This is a genomic window from Pseudoalteromonas porphyrae, from assembly GCF_001298125.1.
In the GTDB taxonomy this organism is placed as follows: Bacteria; Pseudomonadota; Gammaproteobacteria; order Enterobacterales; family Alteromonadaceae; genus Pseudoalteromonas; species Pseudoalteromonas neustonica.
Genome location: NZ_LHPH01000013.1, coordinates 32,202 through 55,310 on the forward strand (window position 1 = coordinate 32,202; position 23,109 = coordinate 55,310).

General features: G+C 38.2%; 20 protein-coding genes. 8 read left to right on the forward strand and 12 right to left on the reverse strand.

Annotated features, from left to right (window positions below):
• Positions 1 to 62 precede the first annotated feature (62 nt).
• From ADS77_RS12145 to ADS77_RS12155, 3 genes are all read right to left on the reverse strand, one after another.
• Positions 63 to 2,222, reverse strand: a complete 2,160-nt coding sequence (locus ADS77_RS12145) for a S46 family peptidase (RefSeq protein ID WP_054454640.1) — start codon at positions 2,220 to 2,222, stop codon at positions 63 to 65.
• Positions 2,223 to 2,653: 431 nt separating this feature from the next.
• A complete protein-coding gene (locus ADS77_RS12150) occupies positions 2,654 to 3,925 on the reverse strand; it encodes an O-acetylhomoserine aminocarboxypropyltransferase/cysteine synthase family protein (protein WP_054203764.1) in 1,272 nt (423 codons plus the stop codon).
• 344 nt (positions 3,926 to 4,269) lie between these two features.
• On the reverse strand, positions 4,270 to 6,051 hold the full coding sequence (locus ADS77_RS12155; protein ID WP_054454642.1) for a M61 family metallopeptidase: 1,782 nt from the start codon (positions 6,049 to 6,051) through the stop codon (positions 4,270 to 4,272).
• Between the two features lie 275 nt (positions 6,052 to 6,326).
• On the opposite strand from ADS77_RS12155, the gene ADS77_RS12160 reads away from it, so the two are divergent.
• From ADS77_RS12160 to ilvN, 8 genes are all read left to right on the forward strand, one after another.
• A complete protein-coding gene (locus ADS77_RS12160; protein ID WP_054203892.1) occupies positions 6,327 to 7,805 on the forward strand; it encodes a GGDEF domain-containing protein in 1,479 nt (492 codons plus the stop codon).
• A gap of 39 nt (positions 7,806 to 7,844) precedes the next feature.
• On the forward strand, positions 7,845 to 9,188 hold the full coding sequence (ppnN, locus tag ADS77_RS12165; RefSeq protein ID WP_054454644.1) for a nucleotide 5'-monophosphate nucleosidase PpnN: 1,344 nt from the start codon (positions 7,845 to 7,847) through the stop codon (positions 9,186 to 9,188).
• Between the two features lie 13 nt (positions 9,189 to 9,201).
• A complete protein-coding gene (gene xni, locus ADS77_RS12170) occupies positions 9,202 to 9,975 on the forward strand; it encodes a flap endonuclease Xni (RefSeq protein ID WP_054454648.1) in 774 nt (257 codons plus the stop codon).
• 70 nt (positions 9,976 to 10,045) lie between these two features.
• A complete protein-coding gene (locus tag ADS77_RS12175) occupies positions 10,046 to 10,429 on the forward strand; it encodes a DUF3192 domain-containing protein (protein ID WP_054203768.1) in 384 nt (127 codons plus the stop codon).
• 9 nt (positions 10,430 to 10,438) lie between these two features.
• Entirely contained in the window at positions 10,439 to 12,124 is a 1,686-nt protein-coding gene (locus tag ADS77_RS12180) for a hypothetical protein (protein WP_054203769.1), read from the forward strand.
• 181 nt (positions 12,125 to 12,305) lie between these two features.
• A complete protein-coding gene (locus ADS77_RS12185; protein ID WP_054203770.1) occupies positions 12,306 to 13,313 on the forward strand; it encodes an isocitrate dehydrogenase in 1,008 nt (335 codons plus the stop codon).
• Positions 13,314 to 14,325: 1,012 nt separating this feature from the next.
• Positions 14,326 to 16,050 (forward strand): acetolactate synthase 3 large subunit, encoded by a 1,725-nt coding sequence (locus ADS77_RS12190; protein ID WP_054454650.1) that lies wholly within the window; start codon positions 14,326 to 14,328, stop codon positions 16,048 to 16,050.
• Positions 16,050 to 16,547: an acetolactate synthase small subunit gene (ilvN, locus tag ADS77_RS12195; RefSeq protein ID WP_054203772.1), complete on the forward strand. Its 498-nt coding sequence runs from the start codon at positions 16,050 to 16,052 to the stop codon at positions 16,545 to 16,547. The genes ADS77_RS12190 and ilvN overlap by 1 nt, the downstream gene beginning before the upstream one ends.
• 63 nt (positions 16,548 to 16,610) lie before the next feature.
• Here ilvN and ADS77_RS12200 read toward each other — a convergent pair whose 3' ends face one another.
• The 9 genes from ADS77_RS12200 to ADS77_RS12240 all read right to left on the reverse strand — a co-directional run bounded on the left by ADS77_RS12200 (position 16,611) and on the right by ADS77_RS12240 (position 23,095).
• The gene (locus ADS77_RS12200; RefSeq protein ID WP_054203773.1) at positions 16,611 to 16,886 is read right to left on the reverse strand and encodes an HU family DNA-binding protein; all 276 of its coding nucleotides are present in this window, start codon (positions 16,884 to 16,886) and stop codon (positions 16,611 to 16,613) included.
• 204 nt (positions 16,887 to 17,090) lie between these two features.
• Positions 17,091 to 17,627, reverse strand: coding sequence for a DUF3833 domain-containing protein (locus ADS77_RS12205; RefSeq protein ID WP_054454651.1), 537 nt, complete (start codon positions 17,625 to 17,627; stop codon positions 17,091 to 17,093).
• Between the two features lie 43 nt (positions 17,628 to 17,670).
• The gene (locus ADS77_RS12210; RefSeq protein ID WP_082355678.1) at positions 17,671 to 18,162 is read right to left on the reverse strand and encodes a chalcone isomerase family protein; all 492 of its coding nucleotides are present in this window, start codon (positions 18,160 to 18,162) and stop codon (positions 17,671 to 17,673) included.
• Between the two features lie 26 nt (positions 18,163 to 18,188).
• On the reverse strand, positions 18,189 to 18,653 hold the full coding sequence (locus ADS77_RS12215; protein WP_054203894.1) for a DUF2878 domain-containing protein: 465 nt from the start codon (positions 18,651 to 18,653) through the stop codon (positions 18,189 to 18,191).
• Positions 18,654 to 18,681: 28 nt separating this feature from the next.
• The gene (locus tag ADS77_RS12220; RefSeq protein WP_054203775.1) at positions 18,682 to 19,944 is read right to left on the reverse strand and encodes an SAM-dependent methyltransferase; all 1,263 of its coding nucleotides are present in this window, start codon (positions 19,942 to 19,944) and stop codon (positions 18,682 to 18,684) included.
• Positions 19,945 to 19,973: 29 nt separating this feature from the next.
• On the reverse strand, positions 19,974 to 20,711 hold the full coding sequence (locus ADS77_RS12225; protein WP_054203776.1) for a DUF1365 domain-containing protein: 738 nt from the start codon (positions 20,709 to 20,711) through the stop codon (positions 19,974 to 19,976).
• Entirely contained in the window at positions 20,704 to 21,960 is a 1,257-nt protein-coding gene (locus ADS77_RS12230) for an NAD(P)/FAD-dependent oxidoreductase (RefSeq protein ID WP_054454652.1), read from the reverse strand. Before ADS77_RS12230 ends, ADS77_RS12225 begins: the two co-directional genes overlap by 8 nt.
• Positions 21,957 to 22,667, reverse strand: coding sequence for an SDR family NAD(P)-dependent oxidoreductase (locus ADS77_RS12235; RefSeq protein ID WP_054454657.1), 711 nt, complete (start codon positions 22,665 to 22,667; stop codon positions 21,957 to 21,959). Before ADS77_RS12235 ends, ADS77_RS12230 begins: the two co-directional genes overlap by 4 nt.
• Positions 22,664 to 23,095: a nuclear transport factor 2 family protein gene (locus tag ADS77_RS12240; RefSeq protein WP_054454658.1), complete on the reverse strand. Its 432-nt coding sequence runs from the start codon at positions 23,093 to 23,095 to the stop codon at positions 22,664 to 22,666. Before ADS77_RS12240 ends, ADS77_RS12235 begins: the two co-directional genes overlap by 4 nt.
• Positions 23,096 to 23,109: the final 14 nt, after the last annotated feature.

A 23,109-nucleotide genomic window follows, 5' to 3' on the forward strand; every position in this document is an offset into this window, starting at 1 on the left:
TAATAACCAAAAAAAGGCGCTTCCGGTTAAGGTAAGCGCCTTTTGATTATTTTAGCTATTACTTATTTTACGATTTTCATTTCATCTAATAAGTTTTCTGCGTTATCAACTTTATCCATCACCCATAACATATAGCGTGAATCGACGTGGATTGAGCGGTTAAGTGCAGGGTTATAATCCCAATCGCCAATGATACTTTCGTACACGCCATCAAACAATAAACCAACAAGCTCAGCTTTGCCGTTAAGCGTTGGTGAGCCTGAATTACCGCCTGTTGTGTCAACATTTGATAAGAAGTTAACTGGCACAGTATTCATACCACCGGTGTAATCGCCATATAACTTAGCTTTAATCTGTTTTTGTAGATTTTCAGGCGCGTTGAATGGGTCAACATTGGTGTTTTTAGCGAGTAAACCTTCAAGTGAGGTAAATGGCGTTGCAACCAAACCATCTTGTGGCGAATAACCACCAACCGTGCCATACGTCACCCGTAACGTGCTATTAGCATCAGCATAAACTGGTTTATTTTGTGCTTTGTTAAATGCAATGATTGCACTCATTAGTTGCGGGCGTGCAGCTTGTAATTTACCAGCAAGCGCTTTGTCTTTATCTTCTTCTGCTTTCATTACTGCAAATATCGCTTTAGCGTATTGCATAAATGGGTCTTCGCTTTGTTCTACCTGCGCTAAAGGTTGTTCAAATAACGCTAAACGAGCGGCTTCATCATTAAGTGATGAATTTGCGTACATTTGCGAGAGTAATTCACTGTGCTTTGTTTTATCAAACCCATTTTGTAGTTTAAATGCGTTATCAACATCTTCAAAACGTTCTGCTTTTGGTAACGCAGCATACAACTCTAAAAAGTGTAATAAAATTGCTTTATCAACTGTTGCATCAAAACGACGTGTCATACGCTTTAAGCCCGCTTCAAAACGCGGTAAATCACGTTCTTGATAACCAGATTCACGCTCTGCATTTGGCTTTTGTTTTTCATATGCTAAACGATATAAACCACGTGCAGTGCTGATCATTTGCGAACGATGTACATAGCCAAGCATACGGTCACGTTCATTATGATTTTGAGACTGTGCAACTAAAGCCGACAATTCATCTAAGATTTTACCGTATTGATTTTTACGTTTACGATCGCTATTGATCCAGTTTGTTAAGTCTTGCTCAAACTGATTTTTACGCTCAAACATACTGCCTTTATTAAAGCTTTCAATCATTGAACCGTAGTTTTTAATGTAGTTGTTGTAGCCTGCAATTGTGCTTTCATAAGCAATTCGCGCTTTACTACCATCTTCTGAGTTTTCTTCAATCAAAGACACATACTTTGAGTTATGTTTACGCGCTTTTGGGTAGCTGGTGTTAAATACATAATCAACTTCCGCAGCAATTCGGTAGCGATTAGTACGCCCCGGGTAACCTGTTACCATAACAAAGTCGCCTTCTTGAACGCCTTTGGCACTTACACTTAGGTAAGAGTCTGGTACGTACGGTACATTGTCTTCACTAAATTCAGCTGGCTTACCATCTTTACCAACATAGGCACGGTAAAATGCAAAATCACCGGTGTGACGTGGCCACATCCAATTATCGATATCGCCGCCGTATTTTCCTACACCCATTGCCGGCGTATATGCTAAACGTACATCTTTAATTTCTAATGATTTAATAAGGTAAAACTCTAAACCACCGTGGAATGAATATACGTTGCAACGGTAATTGTCATCAGCTTCACACTGAGCAACGAGGGCTTTTTCATTTTTTTCAAGCGCATCGTAACGTGCTTTTGCGCTCAACTTTGCAGTGCCTTTGATTACTTTATCAGTTACGTTGGTCACGGTTTCTGTAACATACACGCGAGAGCCTGGTGCCGCAGGTAAATCCTCAGCGGGTGTTTTTGCTAAAAAGCCGTTTTCTAAAATGTTATTTTCAGGCGTTGAGTTATATTGAATAGACCCATAAGCACAATGATGATTGGTAACGACTAAGCCTTTTGGTGATACAAAAGATGCCGTACACCCACCTAAACTAATTACAGCATTCATCGGGAATTCTGTAAGCTTAGAAATAGATTTAGCATCAATTTCAAGCCCTTTAGCCTTTAGTATTGATTCAAGTTCTGGAAGTTGATGTGGCTGCCACATTCCTTCATCTGCAATAACTGTCGTCGAAAATGCAACAGCAAGTGTTGCAATGAGAGGTTTTAAACGCATTTTATAATCCTTTTTATTTTATTCGCAATAGGGTACGCGCGAAGTACACTTGAGGTCAATCGCTCTGCAATGAATTGTTACATTATAACGGTCAGAAATTAGGGCGTGTTGACCTTTCGTGATTAATTTTGCAGCAGTATGTTTGGTATTTAGGCAAGGCAGCGCCTATGCAGTGTGGTTGTTCCCCATAAATAGGCGATAACGCAGTATAAATGCCAAACATGCGCTGCCCAAAGGGTTCTTCCTAGGGGCGATTGACTCTTTGTTGCTCGGTTTTGACTTAGCCCGCTAGGCTACAAACCTCGCGCCGCGATTAAATCGCCCCTAGATTGAACAAATTTCAATCCACAAAGGTCAACACGCCCTAATATATTGATTAATTAATAAATTTGAGAGGGAAAATGCCTCTATAAGAGGCTTATAGATTATAGTTAAGCACGCTCTAAGGCTTGGCTTACATCTGCAATAATATCGTCAATACTTTCAATGCCGACCGACAAACGAACTAAATCTCGACTAACGCCTGCATTTGCAAGCTCATCATCATTGAGTTGACGATGAGTTGTGGATGCGGGATGACAAGCAAGTGATTTGGCGTCGCCTATATTAACCAGCCGCAAGACCATATTAAGCGCATCAATAAAGCGAGCGCCTGCTTGGGCCCCGCCTTTAATGCCAAAACTTAAAATTCCAGATGCTTTTGAATCCGTCATTTTTTTACTCATTTCATTATAAGGGCTTGATGCTAAGCCTGCGTAATTAACCCAAGACACTTTAGGATGATCTTCAAGGTACTGAGCGAGTTTTTGGGCATTTTCGCAGTGACGTTCCATTCTTAAGCCAAGTGTTTCAAGACCAATTAGAATGTCTGACGCGTTTTTAGGGGCCAATGCTGCGCCGGTATTTCTTAATGGCACAACACGGCAACGGCCTATAAAAGCAGCCTCAGCGAATGCATCTGTATACACAACATTATGATAAGACGGATCGGGCTCGTTCATCATAGCAAAACGTGTCGCATTTGCTTTCCAATCAAATTTACCCGAATCAATGATGATGCCGCCAATGGCAGTTCCGTGGCCATTAATGTATTTAGTTAATGAATGCACAACAATATCTGCACCGTGCTCAAACGGACGACATAAGTAAGGCGTTGCAACGGTATTATCAACAATCAACGGTACACCCTTTTTGTGTGCAATTTCTGCAAGGCGTGCTATATCAACAATATTACCAGCAGGGTTCCCTATTGACTCACAAAAAACAGCACGGGTATTTTCATCTATAGCATTTTCAAAAGCAGTAAAGTCGTCAGCTTTGATCATGCGAGCTTCAATACCTTGGCGTGGTAATGTGTGGGCAAATAGGTTGTACGTGCCACCGTATACCTGACTGGTGCTAACAATATTAGTGCCCACTTCACATAAACATTGTATTGCGTAAGTAATTGCGGCCATTCCAGAAGCAACTGCCAAGGCACCAATTCCGCCCTCCATTGCAGCTAGTCGCTGCTCAAGAACTGCGTTGGTGGGATTCATGATTCGAGTGTAAATATTACCTGGTACTTTTAAGTCAAATAAATCAGCGCCATGCTGAGTGTTATCAAATGTATAAGATGAAGTATGATAAATAGGCACCGCGGCAGATTTTGTGGTGGCTTCTGATTCATAGCCATGATGAAGTGCTAACGACTCTAATTTCATTATTATTCCTTTTAATTGATGAACTACGTGTAACTTAGCACCTTTCACTTCGTTGGTTCAATTTTTAAGCTCTATGTAGCTTAAAACACTGTAAGTTGATCTGTAGATCACATGTTCAAGCAAAGTTTGGTTAATAACAAAAAAAGGAGCCGCAGCTCCATTTATACCCAAGCCATCTCAAGATCCAGTTTCAGTTGGAATTAAAAGCGATTTAGGCAAGGCATTGATTGAAAATAATGGTTGTTCCCTTATTAAAATCAATAATGCAGTGTAAATCGCTTTTAAACCAACCCGTTGGGCGTCTCATCTTGAGGTAGTTTGGGTATAGTCATTCGTCATGTTAATTATTTAACTAGATTAGGATGATCGACCCCCATCCATGCTTTAAACAATGCCATTTGCTGTTCAGTAGCCTCTTTATTTACGACGATTTTTTTAGCTTTATCAAAGTCTTCAGTAAGAGTTAGTGTCGTGCTTTTTAGTGCATCACGGCGTATAAAGTCAACCGTCACTTTGTCACCCGCTTTGAATGTTTCCAGACTCGCTTTTAAATCTTTTCCAACATGCTTTTTGTTAATCGCTACAATTTTATCTGCCGTTGTTAAGCCCGCTTGCCACGCAGCACCACCACGACGAACATGCGTTAGCGTAAGTAACTCGCCACTATTTTTAGCCATCGCATCAACACTTGCTAATGTTTTAGCACCTTTAGGGCGTTCAAGCACAAGCCCTACTTTATTAAGTAAAATATCAAAATCAATTTTAGCTGGAGAGTCTACATTTGCAGCCCACCACGTACTATAGTCACGCCCAGTTAAGTCTTTTAAAATCGCTTTCACATTATCAACGCTAAACCCTTGTGGGAGTTTATGTAAATTATAAAGAGCACGATGAACATCGCGATAACTTTGCTTTCCTTGGCTATTCTCAAGTAGATCAATATCAAGCGCCATGGAGATTAATGACCCTTCTAAGTATATATTGGTGCTATAGTTACGCGCGTGGTCACCACCTTGATTAATCCATTTATCAAAACTTGTTTCAGTGGCGCTTTGTACGTCCCGACCCGGCGTTAATAAATGGCGGTTAACTGTTTTTGTTAAACTTTTAAAAAACTCATCTGTCGTTGATATACCAGAACGAACCATTAAATGATCTTCAAAGTAACTAGTTGAACCTTCGGCAATCCACAGTAACTTGTCAAAATTCATATTCGTATAATCATAAGGTACTAACCCTTCTGGGCGGTACGCTTTGACATTCCACGTATGAATAAATTCATGCGCTGCCGTACTAATAAATGCCAGGTAATCTTCGCGCGAACCAAAACGATCTCGCGGTCGTTGAATGATGGTTGAGTTTAAATGCTCTGTTGCACCACCAGCACCTGATGTGGCATGCACCATAAATACATAGCGTTCGTACGGATAATCATCCCAGATCACATTGCCTGTTGTGACTAGTTTTTTAAGGTCTTTTAACATTAAGTCAACGTCATAGTTCCCTTCTCCCCAGATCACTAGCTCATAGTCACGACCACCCACTTTAAAAGTATGATGTTCATTAAGACCTGTTTCGATTGGCGAATCGACCAGTACATCATAATCTGCAGCTTTAAAACTATGTTTTGAGCCTGCGTTATCCATTCCTGACACAGAACGCCACGCTTTTGGAACATCTAGAGTTACCGTCACAGGCTCTTGACGAAATGACTCACTAAACATAAAAAAGCCGGATGCATCAATAAATGCATGACTATCGTCGATATGACGGGCACGCTTACCTAATTCATTGGCATACACTTGGTAATCTATTTGCACATCAGTTGGTTCGTCTAAGTGCACACGCCATGTACTGGCATTTATTTTTTCCCAATTAAGCGCTTTACCTTCATCATCTTTTGCTTGAAAAAAACGCACACCATTAGCCAGATTTAAAATCTCATAACGACCCGTGCGCCATGCTGGTAATTTAACATCTAAATGAGCTTGTGCTGTTTGAGGAAACGCAACACTTACATTCCCTAAATGATGCTCTGGTTGAGTGATCTCAAGAGAGTAATTTACGTCAGCGAATGCTGACGGAGAGAGTGCTGCTAATACCGATAATGCTAAAAAACGTTTCATATAGACTCTTTATTCTAAATTATCATTGCTATGTTATAAATTAGCCTAACAATGATGGCTATTAATGTGAATTAAAAGCGACAAAAAGACACAGTTATAAGCCCGATGAATAAAAATCACCATCAAATGCTAAGTTTTTGACTTCGCGACTACATTTGTTCCAATTTTGTTGTAAACTTAAGGCAATATAAAGATTTAATCAATGGCGGTAGCTATCAGTGTCACAACAGATCGAAGTTTTAAATAAAAAACTTAAACAAGCCATTGAGTCGCGCATGGTGATAGAGCATGCGCGCAAACAACAGGTCGATACATTAACCCATTTTTCAGCTAAATTATCATTAAGCTGTAAAGGTATGGACATTGAACTTGATAACCGTTTAGCTAAATTTCGTAGTGCATTAGCAAAAGGGGTCGATTTTGAAATGTTCGCGCCGCTTATTGATGAAGTTCTTACTCTATTAAAGGGGCAAGAAGCCCTACAGTCAGCTCATCAGCGTGAACTTTACAATAGTGTTCAAGATGCCGGTAAACAGCTGCAAAAAACAAAAGGGCTGCCTGATGACGCAAGACGTACGTTACGTCACTTGCTCGATCATGAATTAAATCAGGTCCAATCAAATAGGGATTTCATTCCTATTCTTAACCGCCTTGTTACTATTTACCATCAAGCTTTACATGCAAAACTTACATTAACTGACTCTAAGCAAGCATCATTACAACCCTCATTGGCAAAAGAACTCTTAAATTTAGCCAATGATTTAGTCTTTGAAGATGAAGCTGCGGAACAAGTTAAAACAATAAAAAATAATATCTCTGAAACGGATACTGTGGATGACTTATTAGTTTCAGCAATTGAAATTATCCGTATTATTGCCGGTAATATAAGTAAAGAGCGACAATCCGCTCAAAGCTTTTTAGTATCATTAAATCAAACACTTGAAGAATTACATCATTCAATTGTCTCAACCAGCAAACACTCACAATCGATGGGAGCTGAATTTGATGCACTTAATAAACGAATCGAAAGTAAAATAAATAATTTAACGTCACAAACGCAAAATGCAACGTCTATCTCATCGTTAAAGGCACTCGTTGATAATGAATTAAAGTCGCTTAGCCAAGATTTAATTGAAAAAGAACGCCTTGAACAAGAAGACCGTCAAGCGTTAATTTCCAGTTTTAACGAAATAAATCAACGAATTGGTAGTTTAGAAGGCAAGCTATCCAAGTATAAAAAACGTTTACATGAACAGCGTTTTAAAAGCCTACTCGATGGTTTAACTAAATTACCTAATCGTGCTGCATTTGATGAACGCTTTAATCATGAGTTTCACCTTTTTGCAGTCCAAGAATCAGATATGACATTAGTGGTTATTGATGTTGATCACTTTAAGTCAATTAATGATAAGTATGGACACAGTGCTGGTGACAAAACATTGCAAGTAATTGCAAAAGCGTTGCAAATGTCGATTCGTAAATCTGACTTTATTGCACGTTATGGTGGCGAAGAGTTTGTTTTATTAATGCCAGGTATGTCACTTGAACATGCAAGTCAGCCCCTTGAAAAACTACGTAAGGCTGTGAAAGGCATTCCATTTAAATTTAAGAATAAACAAGTCGAAATTACAATTTCACTTGGTGTTACTCAGTTTAAAAAAGGGGATACCCCTTTAAGTGCATTTGATCGCGCTGATGATGCGCTTTACAAAGCTAAAAATACAGGTCGTGACCGAATATGTATCAGTAAATAATCACGACCACCGAACTGCTTTTCAGCAAGGAGAATGCCTATGTTAATACAGTTAAACCCAACCGGTGTGTTAGATTTACTGTCACAATTAGAAGTAGACCTATTAGAGCAATCGTCCACGAGTGAACGTTATAAATTATTTAGAAATTGCGCGTTAGCAGTACTTAATGTTGGTAGCCATACAGATTCAAGCCTTGAAATTTATAATAAATATAAAGACTTTGACATTCGCTTAGTAAGTCGTGAGCGAGGCATTAAGATTGAATTAATTAACCCCCCTACTACGGCTTTTGTTGATGGTGAAATTATTACAGGTATCCACGAACATATATTCTCTGTGATACGCGACATCTTGTTTATTTGCCAAAAATACGAAAAAGACTTAACAGATCAAAAAAGCATTACTCATATGGTCTTTGATATGTTGCGTAATGCTGCTGCACTTCGCGTGAACAGCGATCCGAGTATGATAGTTTGCTGGGGCGGACATTCGATCAATGAAGTTGAATATAAATATACCAAACAAGTTGGTTATGAACTGGGCTTAAGAGGCTTAAACATTTGTACCGGTTGTGGCCCTGGCGCAATGAAAGGTCCAATGAAAGGCGCAACAATTGGCCACGCCAAACAACGTAATCCCAACAACCGTTATTTAGGTTTAACAGAACCAAGCATTATTGCCGCAGAGCCACCTAATCCAATCGTTAACGAACTCGTTATCCTTCCTGATATTGAAAAGCGCCTTGAAGCATTTATTAGAACGGCTCACGGTATTATTATCTTTCCAGGTGGTGCGGGAACGGCCGAAGAGCTGCTTTATTTACTTGGCATTTTATTACATCCTGAGAATCAAAAGCAGTCGTTACCTGTCATTTTAACTGGGCCTAAAGAAAGCGAAAATTATTTCATTGAACTCTGCAAATTTGTAGAAATGACGTTAGGCACTGAAGCTCTTGATAAATTTGAAGTGATCATTGATAACCCTGAATTAGTGGGTATTAAATTAAAATCTGCGATGGCTAATGTACGCGATTACCGCAAGAGCCAAGGCGATGCTTACTACTTTAACTGGACACTGAAAATAGAAAACGATTTTCAACAGCCATTTTCCCCAACGCATAAAAATATGGCGGGACTTGATCTTCATTTAGATCAACCTAAGCAACAGCTTGCAGCTAATCTACGTCGTGCATTCTCTGGCATTGTTGCCGGCAATGTAAAAGATGAAGGGATCCAAGCAATAAAACAAGACGGTCGCTTTATTTTAAGTGGTGAACCTGAATTAATGAACGCCATGGATAAATTATTACGTGCATTTGTTGAACAAGGACGAATGAAACTTCCCGGCAGTAAATATACTCCATGTTACGAAATTAAAGCATGAGGATTTTTATTTAGTGTCTGGACAATTACTTTTAATAGATGCGCTTAATTTAATTAGGCGTATCTATGCTGTTGATAGTAATCAAAATAAAGGCAGCGATGAGCAAATGATTATAACGTGCTGCGCGCGTGTAGCGCATGCCTGTGAAAAATTACTAAAAATCACCCAAGCAACACATGCTATTGCAGTCTTTGATGGCGATAAAAGCTGGCGTTATCATTATTACAAGCAGTATAAAAGTAGCAGAGCACCAATGCCTGAAACTTTAAGAAATTCACTCGCTAAATTTAAACACGCCATAGAGCAAACTGGTATTATTGTTTTTGCACCCGTTAATGATGAAGCTGATGATATTATTGCCACTTTAGCGCATAAGATGGCAAAGAATCAGCTACATTCGACTATTGTATCTACCGACAAGGGCTTTTTACCTAGCCTAAATAATTACATTAGTGTGTACGACTATTTTAAAAAAGAGTATCTAGATTTAAATTCCATACACCAACGCTTTGGTGTTGAACAAGCTAGGTTGATTGATTTTTGGGCCATGGCTGGTGATAAAACCAATGATATTCCTGGAATAAAAGGTGTTGGAACTAAAACAGCACAAGACGTGATAGCTAAACACGCTGATATTACGTTAGCCGCCAATGATGAATCGCTTTCTCCCGGCACCCGTAAAAAACTAGCGTCTGGTATGGAAGACTATATTATTTCAAAAAACTTGGTTAGTTTGCGCACAGATATAAACTTAGGCTTTAGTTTAAAGCAGTTAAGACTCAATTAATCGCATTAGCATGGCACTGAATTTCAACTATGCGTATACTCAATTTTAAGTTTCAGTGTAAGAGTGTCAGATGTTTAAAAAGGTTTTTCGCTATCTAATATTAGGTTTAGGTGTCTATGCTTTAATTGCTACCTTGGTTATTACTTTTTATAAAGATGACCCTCAAGCAATGATTTGGCAAGACCGCGAAGCTTTCAATAAGCGTTATATTGATAAGTTAACGATAGAAAATCCCGTTAATTTGAACAGCGTATTAGATTATTTAGGTAGTCCAGATCTTACCTTTGCAAAGCGTGATAAAGAAGAAGTATGGCAAATTATTTTCTACCGCACTCAGCATATAAAGTCAGACGGGATCACCACTATGGATGAGTGCTCGGGGTTACTATTTAAAAATGGTGAATTAGTTTTATGGGGCCCAAGTGCATTTGATGCCTATCAGCGCGAAGGATAATATTAAATAATGGATACCGTCAATCCACAATCACTGGTAACCCTTTTTGAAAAAACACACCAAGTGCTGCGCTGTTATAATAATAAAAGCCAATGGCCCAATATTTATCCACTACTTAGTCAATTAGCTGAACGCTATTATCAAGTCTATGAGCACACACCACATGCTATGCAGGCTCAACTTACTTTGTACGTAAAAAGCTATGGGTATACGACGAACCTAGTTGTCAATCAATGTGTATTGATCACCGCATTTTGCAAAAGTTTAGGTTATGATAGTAAAGTTACACAACAACTCATTTTTGTTTGCCTTACAAACTACTTATGTGTTCAAACGCAAAGTAACAAGTTAGCACTTCGCCAACCACTTAATTTACAAGAAAAAAAGCAGTGGCAATGTCGCCATCAACTTGCTATTAAACTTTTGCAATCTTCTCAGGTGCCAACGGATAATATCTCAGCAGTTTTAGCACGACTAAATAAATACAAACAAGCCTTACTTAGCACACCACAAATTATGATTTACGATGGCGCAACAATTTTAGTCGCCCTTGCAAATATAATCGCGATGAATATAACTTATCGTGAACACAATGATCATATCAGCGTTTATAAAGCGGTGGCTGATATTTACTTACGTACACCCAATCAGTTTGCACAATACGCACTAAAAAGCATCATTGCACACATAGGCCCCTTTGTACCTGGAAGTGTTGTTAAACATGGTGAACAGGATCTCGTTTACATCGGTGAAGATAAAACTCAAAAACACCTTGTTATTTCTATTGATACAGAGCAAAAAATACGCTGGCATAGTATTAAAGCGCAACTAGATGCCAATGCTAAACAACGGCCTATTATAGATAAGCGAGTTTTATTCAGTGTTTGGTTTAGTGAGCACCTTGTAAAGAATGAGGAAGTTAATGAGCAGCAACAAGCGCTTTTAATACTGATAAGCCAAGTTAAAGTACAACATGAATATTCATACACGGCACTGATTAAATTATTACAGAATCAAACTCAAACAATTGAAAATTTATGTCAGTCAGTTAAACCTTATAATAAAGAAAATTTACCTGGTAAAGACTTACGGCATAGCCTGTGTATGGTCGGCCTAGATAATGCCCCCGCAATAATACAGCACGTACTATTTGAGCAGCTTGTAACATCCCATAAGCACCCTTTACAGCGTCATATTCATTGTCGTTTACGCGGTATAATTAATATTCTAGCACTGTTTTTCAGACATAATAGTGAGCAACAATTTGAGCAACTTGCCTTGCCTGTTTATGCATATATAAGTTATTTGATTGAGCACGCAAGTACTGATCTAAGCCGAAAAACATTGCATAGTAAAGAACCAAATAATGATAAAAGCCCCCTACTCTCATGGTTATTTGGTGTTCGACAGTTAGACCCTGACTCCCTCAGCCAGTACTTACTCACCGTTTTAAGTGATAACCCATGGACTCAAGCCTTATTGGATGCTGAGCAACATAAAAAGAAATCACTCAGTGATTCGGCTAAGTTATGGGTTGCGGTTAAGTTAATTTCAACACAAGTATATCAACCAAAATACGTACTCAGCCCGTGGCAAAAGCAAATTTTAGATTCTGTATTAAAAGAACTTGGCTGGCCTAGTACTGCGAATTTTTATTCACAATTAACCAGTCTAGGTTTAAGTAATAGTGTATAAACAGCGCATTTTATAAGACATATTGACTATTTTCACGGTTTTTACTGGCAAAAAGTTGAATAAATTGCTATAAAAGCCGCTTAAATTTTCAAACTCATTCACGTAAATTATCTAACAAGTTATCGCAGTTTATTTTTGCGACATATTTACGTGTATTTCTAACTCGTAATAGGAAAAGTTCATGACCAAAAAAATCATCACAGTAATCAAAGGCGACGGTATCGGTCCAAGTATTATTGATTCAGCTCTTGAGATATTACAAGCCGCAGGATGCGATTTTGATTATGAATTCGTTGATGCTGGTCTAGCTGCCTTAGAGAAAACAGGTGAATTATTACCGCAAGAGACTATTGACACTATTGCACGTAATAAAATCACTTTAAAGGGCCCATTAACAACGCCTGTTGGTGAAGGTTTTACTTCAATCAACGTCACATTACGTAAGCAATTTGGTTTATACGCAAACGTGCGCCCAGTAAAATCATTTGTCGGAACAAAAGCCCGCTACGATGATATTGATATCATCACAGTACGTGAAAATACACAGGGTATGTATTCAGGTTTAGGCCAAGTGACTTCAGAAGATGGTAACGAAGCACAAGCAATGTCAATGATCACGCGTGACGGTGCTGAGAAAATCGTTACTTTTGCATATGAGCTTGCCGTACGTGAAGGCCGTAAAAAAGTAACAGCTGTTCACAAAGCTAACATTTTAAAATCAACATCAGGTTTATTCTTAAAAGTAGCACGTGAAGTTGCAGAGCGTTACCCTGAAATTGAATCAACAGAAATGATTGTTGATGCTACTTGTATGAAATTAGTAATGAGCCCAGAAGAGTTTGACGTTATTGTTACAACAAACCTTTTTGGTGATATTTTATCTGACTTATGTGCAGGTCTAGTTGGTGGTCTTGGTATGGCGCCAGGTGCTAATATTGGTGAAGATGCAGCGATTTTTGAGGCTGTACATGGTAGTGCACCTGACATCGCTGGTAAAAACTTAGCAAACCCGACATCTGTGATCCTAGCGTCAATTCAAATGCTGGAGCATTTAGAAATGGGTGATACAGCTGAGCGCATCCGTAGCGCTGTAGCTGATGTGATTAAGACCGGTGATCGTACAACGCGTGATCTAGGTGGCAACCACGGAACTACCGATTTCACTCAAGCTGTAATTGACCGTCTATAATTTTTTCTGAACGGTTAAAAAGCACAAAAAACCAGTGTTAAAACTGGTTTTTTTGTGCCTGTCAATTTTCGATTCAACGGCCCTTTGTACTAACAATTTTATACCAATCGAGTTAAGTTACTGACCACTCATAGCGACAGGTAAATACGGTGATAACAAGGCATAAATTTTGACATGGTGTTGATCTCGGCAATTGCTCCTGCATTGCTCTACCTCCTGCATCCATGCAGTCGAACATGAAAAATTTATAACGCTGTTAGCGCTTTATTTAGCCCGCTAGAATGGTTAAATATCTAAGTCGATTGGTATTAGTACTCAATTCATAGACGTTTAATGAATAAATTAAGCGCTATCACCTATGCTCATACCTGCAACATCAGCTGAATACCCTGTGTTCAATCTTTAATTAATTGTATGAAATAGCATCTAAAAATATTTATCTCTCACATAATTAGAGCTCAACACCATTCCTATTATTAAGCTTTGTCATCGTAACGTCTTTGTCTACAATTAGACTCTGTAGCTGAGATCAAATCATCGCTCCATCAACAGCTATCATTTTAAGCATAAATTCTTTAATTACCTCGTAAAAAAACACATTTTAAAGCTAGCTTAAAATAAAAAACCAATTAATTTGGAATTTTAATGCAAGATAGTCTTGCTGGCRGTTGACATTAGGTAGTAAAACACTTAAAAATAGAGGTAATAAAAAAGTGAATTAATTGTGTCTTAGGCACCGAGTAATTAAATAGTTCATTAGAAATTTCATAACAAACATACAGAAGAAAAGTAATATTATGAAACATCAATTTCACCAAATAAACGTTCTCGTACTGGTCTTAGTCTTAAGCCCTGCGAGGATGTATTAAAAGGTGAAACAGCTTTTTAAAAACCCTCGCTCCAGCGGGGGTTTTTTTATGCATTTAAATTGTAATACTAATTTAATTAAGTCTATTAGGTAACTATTTACTTGTAACCTTAATTAAAAGTATCAGGTACGTGAGGAATGAGGATGAGTACGAAACAATATAATGGCTCCGAACTAGTGGTTCAGGCATTAAAAGAGTTAAAGGTTAAATATATATTTGGCTACCCCGGTGGCTCTGTATTAGATCTTTATGATGCTTTATTTCAACAAGATGATGTTGAGCATATTTTAGTAAGACATGAACAAGCAGCAACGCACATGGCTGATGGCTATGCGCGTGCTACAGGCGATGTTGGGGTGGTTTTAGCTACTTCTGGCCCAGGTGCTACAAACTGCATAACGGGCATTGCGACAGCGTACATGGATTCAATTCCAATGGTTGTATTATCAGGTCAAGTACCTACTAACTTAATTGGTGATGATGCATTTCAGGAAACCGATATTATTGGCTGTTCTCGCCCTATTGTTAAACATAGTTTTAACTGTCGTAGCGCTAAAGATATTCCAACAATTTTAGCTAAGGCATTTTATATCGCAAGTAGCGGCCGCCCAGGGCCTGTCGTTGTTGAACTGCCAAAAGACATGTTAAACCCAGCGTTAAAATTTGATTTTGAATTCCCTTCCACAACCGAATTACGAACCTACAACCCTAATACTAAAGGTCATTCAAAACAAATACGCAAAGCTGTAACTGCTATATTAGAAGCTAAAAAATTAGTTATTTATTCTGGCGGCGGTATCATCATTTCAAATACCTCAGAGCAACTAACACGTTTAGTAGAGTCACTTAATGCGCCAATTACCAATACTCTAATGGGTTTAGGTGGCATCAGTGGTGTACACCCCAACTTTATTGGCATGCTAGGCATGCACGGCAGCCTAGAAGCCAACAAAGCAATGGCCAATGCTGATGTAATCTTAGCCTTAGGTGCTCGTTTTGATGACAGGGTAACCAACAATGTTAAAAAGTTTTGCCCGAATGCAACTATTGTCCATGTTGATGTCGATCCAACATCTATTTCGAAAACAATAAAAGCCCATATTCCTGTCGTAGGTTGCCTTGCAACGGTACTTGAACAATTACAGACCGCGATAGATAAAAGCCCTTTAAATATAGACCGAAGTGCCCAAGAAGATTGGTGGCGTCAGATCATCAGCTGGCGCGAGCAAAAGTGCTTAAGCTACAGCAATGATGGCGAAAAAATAAAACCACAAGCTGTTATTGAAGCCCTCTATAAAGCAACAAATGGTGACGCTTATATCAGCTCAGATGTTGGCCAACATCAAATGTTTGCTGCACAATACTATCCGTTTAAAAATCCACGCCAATGGATCAACTCAGGGGGCTTAGGCACCATGGGTTTCGGTTTACCTGCAGCTATGGGCGTGAAGCTGGCATTTCCTGATAAAGATTCAATTTGTGTGACTGGAGATGGTTCAATTCAAATGAATATTCAAGAATTATCAACCTGCATGCAATACAACTTAGCAGTCAAAATTGTTTCTTTGAATAATCGCTCATTAGGTATGGTACGCCAATGGCAAGATATGGTTTATGGCGGTCGCCACTCATCATCTTATATGGACTCACTGCCTGACTTTGTAAAATTAGCTGAAAGTTATGGTCACGTAGGCATTAAGGTAAATACACTAGATGAGTTACAGCCTGCGATTGACAAAGCTATGGCGATTACTGACAAGTTAGTATTTTTAGATATTTGTGTTGATGAAAAAGAACACGTTTACCCAATGCAGATTAAACTTGGGTCAATTGATGAGATGTGGCTACGTAAAGGAGTAAAAGCATAATGCGCCGTATACTATCTATTTTACTAGAAAATGAGCCAGGTGCCTTGTCGCGTATAGTTGGTCTGTTTTCACAACGCGCCTATAATATTGATAGCTTAACTGTAGGCACTACTGATGATCATTCATTATCACGGATCACCATCACCACAATGGGAGATGACCGTATTGTTGAACAAATCACTAAGCAAGTTAATAAACTTGTGGATGTTTTAAAAATCATCGACCTGACTGAAATAGCACATATTGAGCGTGAGTTATTACTCGTGAAAGTTCATGCTCAAGATGAGGCTAAACGTTCGGCAGTTACTCGCGTAGCCGATGTATTTAACGGCGCTATTTTAGATATGGGCCGCAATAGTTATACATTACAGCTCGTTAGCAGTACAGATAAAATTGAATCATTTTTAGACACTTTACGCCATGAGACCGATATTATCGAAGTGGTACGTTCTGGGGCTGTAGGCATAGGCCGTGGTGATAAAGCGTTAAGAATATAATAATTAAAAAGCACAAAAAAAGGGCTAAACAGCCCTTTTTTTGTTAATAAGTGCTTTAACTTATTAAGGATTAACTTGGTCTTTTAGACCTTTGCCTGCTTTAAAGCTTGGGATAGTTGCCGCTGAAATTTGAATTTCTGCACCTGTTTGTGGGTTACGGCCAGTACGTGCAGCACGCTCTTTTACTGAGAAAGTACCAAAACCAACTAATGCAACAGAATCACCTTCTTTTAAAGATGTTGTTACAGCACCAGTAAACGCGTCAAGTGCACGTGTAGCCGCTGCTTTAGAGATTTCTGCATCAGTAGCGATTTTTTCAACTAATTGAGCTTTATTCATTTGTTAAATTCCTATTCGTTATTATTTTGCCTTCGCAAAACCTATCTTTATGCATTTTTTAAGTATTGGCAACAGCAAATTGCCATTTTTGTTTAAATTCTTAATAAATGGATAAAATTTGGATAATAGTCTTAAAAAATAATGCTTATATCATTAACGAATACTGAATTTAATGACTTTTTAATACTATTATAAAAAAACTATCTACTGTTCAATTTTTTCAATCACCAAAGTAACTTCACCAACCTCAATACCAAATTTATCAATAGCGGTACGGTTAATCAAGCGAGAATCTGTTACCAAGTACATCCAATCGTCAAAGTTAACTTCATAACTGCTACCATCAACAGACAACTCTAAAGAATATGTCCAATGAAAAACACTTCCATTACTCGCACCTTGCGCTATCCCAATGACATCACTAGCAGTTCCTGTTAATGTATTATCATCGTTTAAAGTTATATACCAAACGCGGCGCTGTGTTTCCCCATCATCGTAAACAAAATCTTCTTCTATAACGCCCTTATTGCCATCCCAAGACGCATCCATATCAACAACTAGCTTACGGGTAAGTTCGCCTTTATAATCTTGTACGACACCGTAGGCTTTCAATTTACCATTGAAGAATGTCTTAAAATTAAACTCAGGCTGGCTTTGGCTGTAATAATCGACATCGGGCGCTGCACAGCTCGTTAAAAAAACAAGCATAAATAGAATTAAACCACGGATTGTATTGTTCATATTATTTCCTATTGATAGCGTTTGTAACAAATGGTAATTGTATTTAACGACCCAGTAATTGCTTGCGCATTTTAGGCTCAGATGTGTTTTCAGATAGCCATATAGAGAGGAAGTCATCCGCAAAATTAACATCCTTGATCGAGCCTAGCTCTTTATTTTGATGATAAAAAGTACCTACACCTGTTTCAGTCGTAATAAAAGTAAGTGTCTCGCCTTCTTTTATGTCAGGCCAGATTGCCAATAACTTATCATCATACTTTTTAACCAGTTGGTTTTTTCCTAGGTACTGCCACTGCTCGTTGGTTGCTTTGACAATGTCTTTTGCAGCAAAATCGCGAAGATAAGTAAGTGATAATTTAGTCGGGTGCTGAGGAAACTCGTACTGCCCTGTAGTCGTTGCCAAAGTAGCGTCATAAACATCCCAAAAAATGTACTCAAAACGAGACGTTCCGACGGTTTTAAAATCAGCCGAAACGCATTGACCAACAAAGGCTAAGCACACCGCACAGATTGTATTAACTATAAAACGGTTCATGAATACCTTTAATTTAATAGTGAAGGTTAAATTTGTGGTGAGCTTTGATTGCTGTTTTGAGCAAAGCGTTTGTTCAAATACATAATGAGATTGAACATACATGACCAAGCCACCCCGTAAACAAGCCAAAACTGCAATAATGGTACAGAAATGGTAATAACACCAAAACGAGCACCCGCCCAATAACTTGCAGGTGCGCTAATGGCACAAACCAATAAAGAAAAAAACCAAGGGAGCTTATTTAAAAACTGCATTGAGGTATTCAGAGTCAGTAATAATGCACACCACAATAATACAAGCCAAAACGGGAAAGGTGACTGTTTAAAATACAACATCCCTGATAAAACCATTAAATACTCGTATGTTAGCGCTATAACTAAGCCAAATGTGATCAGTATTAAATCTTGTTTTTTCTGTTTAGACAGATAAACCATTAGACCAATTACACAGAGTATTGGAATTATTGCTCTAGTTTCAAGGAGTAAGGCCATAAACCAAACACCTTGAAACAATGCAAAATTAATAACCGAGCGCAATGTCGTCTCTTGAATGGCTAAAGCGAGGTTTACGTGCCACTAAATGAACAGTGCTGGTTGCTCTGGTGCGAAAAGCCCCTTCACAATAGGCTAAATAGAAAAGCCAAAGACGATAAAAGCGCTGATCAAACTTAGTTTTATCAATTTCAGGCCAACTTGCGACAAAGCGAGAACGCCAATCTGCTAATGTTCTCGCGTAATGGACTCCTATGTCCTTTATGCTATGGACTACCATGTCGGACTGCTGCTTTATTTGTTTATTCATTTCATCAATACACGGTAAGCATCCACCAGGGAATATATACTGCTGTATGAAATCAGAATTTTTTAAATAGTGCTTGTAACGTTGGTCGGCAATAGTTATTGCTTGAATTAGCATCGCACCAGACTCTTTCAATAATTCATTGCACTTTTTGAAAAAACTCGGTAAATATTCATGCCCTACAGCCTCGATCATCTCTATGGAAACAAGCTTGTCATATCGCCCTTCAAGTAAGCGATAGTCTTTTTTAAGCAACGTTATTTTATCCTCTAAACCAAGCTCAGCTACTTTTTGTGCTACGTATGAGTATTGTTCATCTGAAATTGTCGTGGTTGTAACATGACAGCCATAATGCGTTACTGCATGTATTGCAAATGCTCCCCAGCCGGTTCCAATTTCAACTACTTTTTCGCCTGGCTGTAAATCTATTTGCTGACAAATTAAATCGAGTTTATGTTTTTGTGCATCTTCTAAAGAAGCGCTTTTTGATGGATAAACTGCACTTGAGTACAACATTTCAGTGCTTAAAAACGATGAATAAAGCTCATTACCAAGATCGTAATGAGCAACAATATTCTTTTTTGAACCGTGCTCTGAGTTTTTGTTCTTAAAATGATTTAATCGAAAGTAAATATTACTGAAAAATGCAAATTTCTTCTCAAATGCATCGAGCTCATTTTGATTAATGGCAAATATTTCAATTAATTTGGTTAAATCATCACAATCCCAATGACCAAGGATATATGATTCACCCGCACCTACACTGCCTGATAAAGCGAAGGACTTGTACATAGCATTACTGTGAACTGTAAGCTTTACATTGAGTTCGCTTTTTTTATCACCAAAATGAGTTACATTGTTACCTTCTAACAAAATTACATGCCCGGTTTTTAGACTATTAAAGGCACCGAAGACAAGTTTTTTATATATTTTTATCAGCCAATCACTCGATTGCACAGTCTCTAAACTGGATACTTTTTCCATAACATCACCTAAATTCTTACTAATGCAGATTAGCTGCCTTTACCTGAGTGCCCAATAAATGGCACTCGTTTACAAAATAATTTAAAAGCATGGACGTATATCCCTTTGAAAATACTCCACGTCATTGCTGGAAATTGCTTTAAAAGTGCAGATACACTCTCATTGTTCAACGATTGGCGTTTTAATCTAAGCGTCGCATCAAACAATACAGTGCCATCTTTTTTGTTTTCTATATGAATCATTGCATTATCGTTCTTAAAACGCGTATTCCAATGATAGTTCATATCTAAATCCATGAAAGGTGATACGGAAAAAACCTTCTTAAAGTTCACTTTTTTTTCTATTGGTACTAAATAATAATGCCGCTCATTCCAAGGAGTATTACTTACCTCTGCGACCATATGCGTGAAATCACCGGACTTGCTTTGATAAAAGAAAAAGTTAACCGGACTAAAGTAAAGACCAAAACACCGTAACTGACCAAGCATGTATACGTTTTCAAATATATCTGAAACCCCCAACTCGGCTATTTTTTTAAATGCACGATCGGAGATAGTTTCATGTATATTTTCGTCTTGATTAAGATAATCTGCTTGATTAAACTTAAGCGCTTTAAACCCTTTAGTGCCCAACCCTTTATGTATATTATTGAGTGATTCAGGATCAATAAGGTCCACCCACATCATATAGATGGGGTGTTTAAAATAATGGGATTTAACAGCAAATCGGCGATGTTTTATATCACCAATATACACCGCGCTAGTCAAACTCAACACCAAGCTGACGCGCTACATCTACCGCACTTTTAACGCCGTCTTCATGAAATCCGTTATACCAATAAGCGCCGCAAAAATAGCTATTATTTTCGCCATCAACTAATTTTTTTTGTCGCTGGGCTGCAATTGACGCTTTATTAAATACAGGATGATAATAGGTAAATTCACGAAGTATTTTTTCTTTATCAATACCTTGCTTATGATTAAGTGTCACACAAAACTGTGTGTCACTTTTAATTCCCTGCAAAATATTCATTTGATATGTCACAACAGCAGCTTTATCTACATTATCATTGAGCAGGTAATTCCAGCTTGCCCAAGCCGCTTTACGCTTTGGCAATAGTCGCGTATCTGTATGTAATATAACTGAGTTTTCAGTGTAAGGAATAGCACCTAGCACCTTTATTTCATCATCTGTAGGCGAATCCAATAATTTAAGAGCTTGATCTGAATGGCATGCAAATACTACTTTATCAAACTCTTCACTGTGACCATCGGCAAAAGAAAGCGTTACACCTAGGTCCCTCCTTACCACTGACTTTATATCGCTATTTAACTTTATATTATCAGCAAAACCTTTTATTAATGGCGCTATGTATTCTCTGGAACCACCCGGTATCACGTACCATTGAGGGCGATTAGTAATATCAAGAAGCCCATGATTAAAAAAGAACTTTACAAAAAATTCAACGCCTACGCCGCTCATTTCTTTTATGCTGGTAGACCAAATCGCTGCGCCCATAGGCAAGATATAATGATAACGAAAAAAATCATTAAATCCGTGCTCATCTAATAAATTGCCCAGAGTTTGACCCTGCGTGTATTTATTGTCATGGTGTAGAACCTTGCATAATTTATTAAAGCGGACGATATCAGCCAGTAGCTTCCAAAAACGAGGACGAAAAATATTTCGTTTTTGAGCAAATAGGCTGGTAAACGTGTGGCCATTGTATTCAAAGCCTGTTTCTTCATTATGAACACTGAAACTCATTTCAGTCGGCTTTCGCTCTATGCCAATACGCTTTAATAGTTTTTCAAAGTAAGGATATGTACGGTCATTAAATACGATGAAACCGGTATCTATGGCGTAATTTTTACCATTAACATCAACATCTACTGTTGCAGTATGCCCACCAATATAATTATTTTTCTCAAAAACGGTGATATCGTACTGTTTATGTAACAAATGAGCACAACTTAAACCGGATACGCCGGAACCTATTATTGCTATTTTTTTCAACGTGATAATCCTTTTGCAAGCTTTAACCACAGAGGGAGTGGCAGCACGCGTAAACACTTTAAGATTAAAGTAAATCGATACGGAAAATGAATTTCCTTACGGCGTTTGCTAACGCCTTTAATAATATAATCGGCCGCTTTTTCTGCCGTAACTGCCATAGGCATCGGAAAATCGTTCTTCTGTGTAAGTGGGGTTTTTACGAAGCCTGGATGAACGAGCGATACATCGACATCAGTTAAATCAACAGCAAGGCTTTTTGCTAAATAACTTACTCCCGCTTTTGAAGCTCCATATGCCTCAGAGCGAGGTAGTGGTAGATAAGTAACACTTGAACTAACTATAACTAATTGCCCACCTGACTTTATTTTTGGTAATAAAGCATCAAGGCAATAACCCATTGAGAGTAGATTTGTTGTAATGACACGCGCAAATAAAGCGCTGTCGAAGTTTCGAGCATCATTAATATATTCACAATTTCCGGCATTTAATATGACACGGTCAAACTGTTCGTAATGAGCTGTAGCCTGTTTCACTGCATCAACATCGGTAGCATCAAATTTACATGCCTCAATGTTGTTATAACCTGACAATTGAGCTAATTTTTCCTCATTGCGACCACAAGCAATAACGCGATCACCTAGAGCAGCATATTGCTTTGCAAGCTCCTCACCAATACCAGAAGTCGCACCTGTAATGAGTGTAATCATGATTGTGTCGCTCGCTTATTGATAAGTTTAATAACAGGGCCTATAAATGGGATTTGTTGGTACAATAGCTCACCTACATCAAAGTAATCTCGGTGCAATTTTATTTTGTTCCCATCGAAAACCAGATGACTATGACCCTGAACAGCGATTTCTTTGTGCGATGCTAATTTAGGGTGACGATAGTACATAGTCCAATATAAAAAAGCGTTATCATCTACGCTATGAAAGCTTGAAATATCAAACCGACATTCAGTTACATTACTGTATAAATCGGCGAAGTAACTGTGAAGATCATCCAAACCATTAACAGTATGCAATGGGTCTGAAAAACAGATTGATGGATGATAAATATCGTCAAGTAAATGTAGGCTATCTTTACTTAGCTGTTGATAAATATTGACAAAATTCTCAATTTTTTGTTCGCGCATTTTATACCTTAAAA

Excerpts from the sequence above, each read along its gene's own strand:
- ADS77_RS12240 (WP_054454658.1), bottom strand. The coding sequence starts at position 23,095 with ATGCGCGAACAAAAAATTGAGAATTTTGTCAATATTTATCAACAGCTA.
- ADS77_RS12210 (WP_082355678.1), bottom strand. The coding sequence starts at position 18,162 with ATGAACCGTTTTATAGTTAATACAATCTGTGCGGTGTGCTTAGCCTTT.
- ADS77_RS12145 (WP_054454640.1), bottom strand. The coding sequence starts at position 2,222 with ATGCGTTTAAAACCTCTCATTGCAACACTTGCTGTTGCATTTTCGACG.
- ilvN (WP_054203772.1), top strand. The coding sequence starts at position 16,050 with ATGCGCCGTATACTATCTATTTTACTAGAAAATGAGCCAGGTGCCTTG.
- ADS77_RS12155 (WP_054454642.1), bottom strand. The coding sequence starts at position 6,051 with ATGAAACGTTTTTTAGCATTATCGGTATTAGCAGCACTCTCTCCGTCA.
- ADS77_RS12175 (WP_054203768.1), top strand. The coding sequence starts at position 10,046 with ATGTTTAAAAAGGTTTTTCGCTATCTAATATTAGGTTTAGGTGTCTAT.
- ADS77_RS12205 (WP_054454651.1), bottom strand. The coding sequence starts at position 17,627 with ATGAACAATACAATCCGTGGTTTAATTCTATTTATGCTTGTTTTTTTA.
- ADS77_RS12190 (WP_054454650.1), top strand. The coding sequence starts at position 14,326 with ATGAGTACGAAACAATATAATGGCTCCGAACTAGTGGTTCAGGCATTA.
- ADS77_RS12180 (WP_054203769.1), top strand. The coding sequence starts at position 10,439 with ATGGATACCGTCAATCCACAATCACTGGTAACCCTTTTTGAAAAAACA.
- ADS77_RS12235 (WP_054454657.1), bottom strand. The coding sequence starts at position 22,667 with ATGATTACACTCATTACAGGTGCGACTTCTGGTATTGGTGAGGAGCTT.
- ADS77_RS12150 (WP_054203764.1), bottom strand. The coding sequence starts at position 3,925 with ATGAAATTAGAGTCGTTAGCACTTCATCATGGCTATGAATCAGAAGCC.
- ADS77_RS12200 (WP_054203773.1), bottom strand. The coding sequence starts at position 16,886 with ATGAATAAAGCTCAATTAGTTGAAAAAATCGCTACTGATGCAGAAATC.
- ADS77_RS12215 (WP_054203894.1), bottom strand. The coding sequence starts at position 18,653 with ATGGCCTTACTCCTTGAAACTAGAGCAATAATTCCAATACTCTGTGTA.
- ADS77_RS12160 (WP_054203892.1), top strand. The coding sequence starts at position 6,327 with ATGGTGATAGAGCATGCGCGCAAACAACAGGTCGATACATTAACCCAT.
- ADS77_RS12220 (WP_054203775.1), bottom strand. The coding sequence starts at position 19,944 with ATGGAAAAAGTATCCAGTTTAGAGACTGTGCAATCGAGTGATTGGCTG.
- ppnN (WP_054454644.1), top strand. The coding sequence starts at position 7,845 with ATGTTAATACAGTTAAACCCAACCGGTGTGTTAGATTTACTGTCACAA.
- ADS77_RS12185 (WP_054203770.1), top strand. The coding sequence starts at position 12,306 with ATGACCAAAAAAATCATCACAGTAATCAAAGGCGACGGTATCGGTCCA.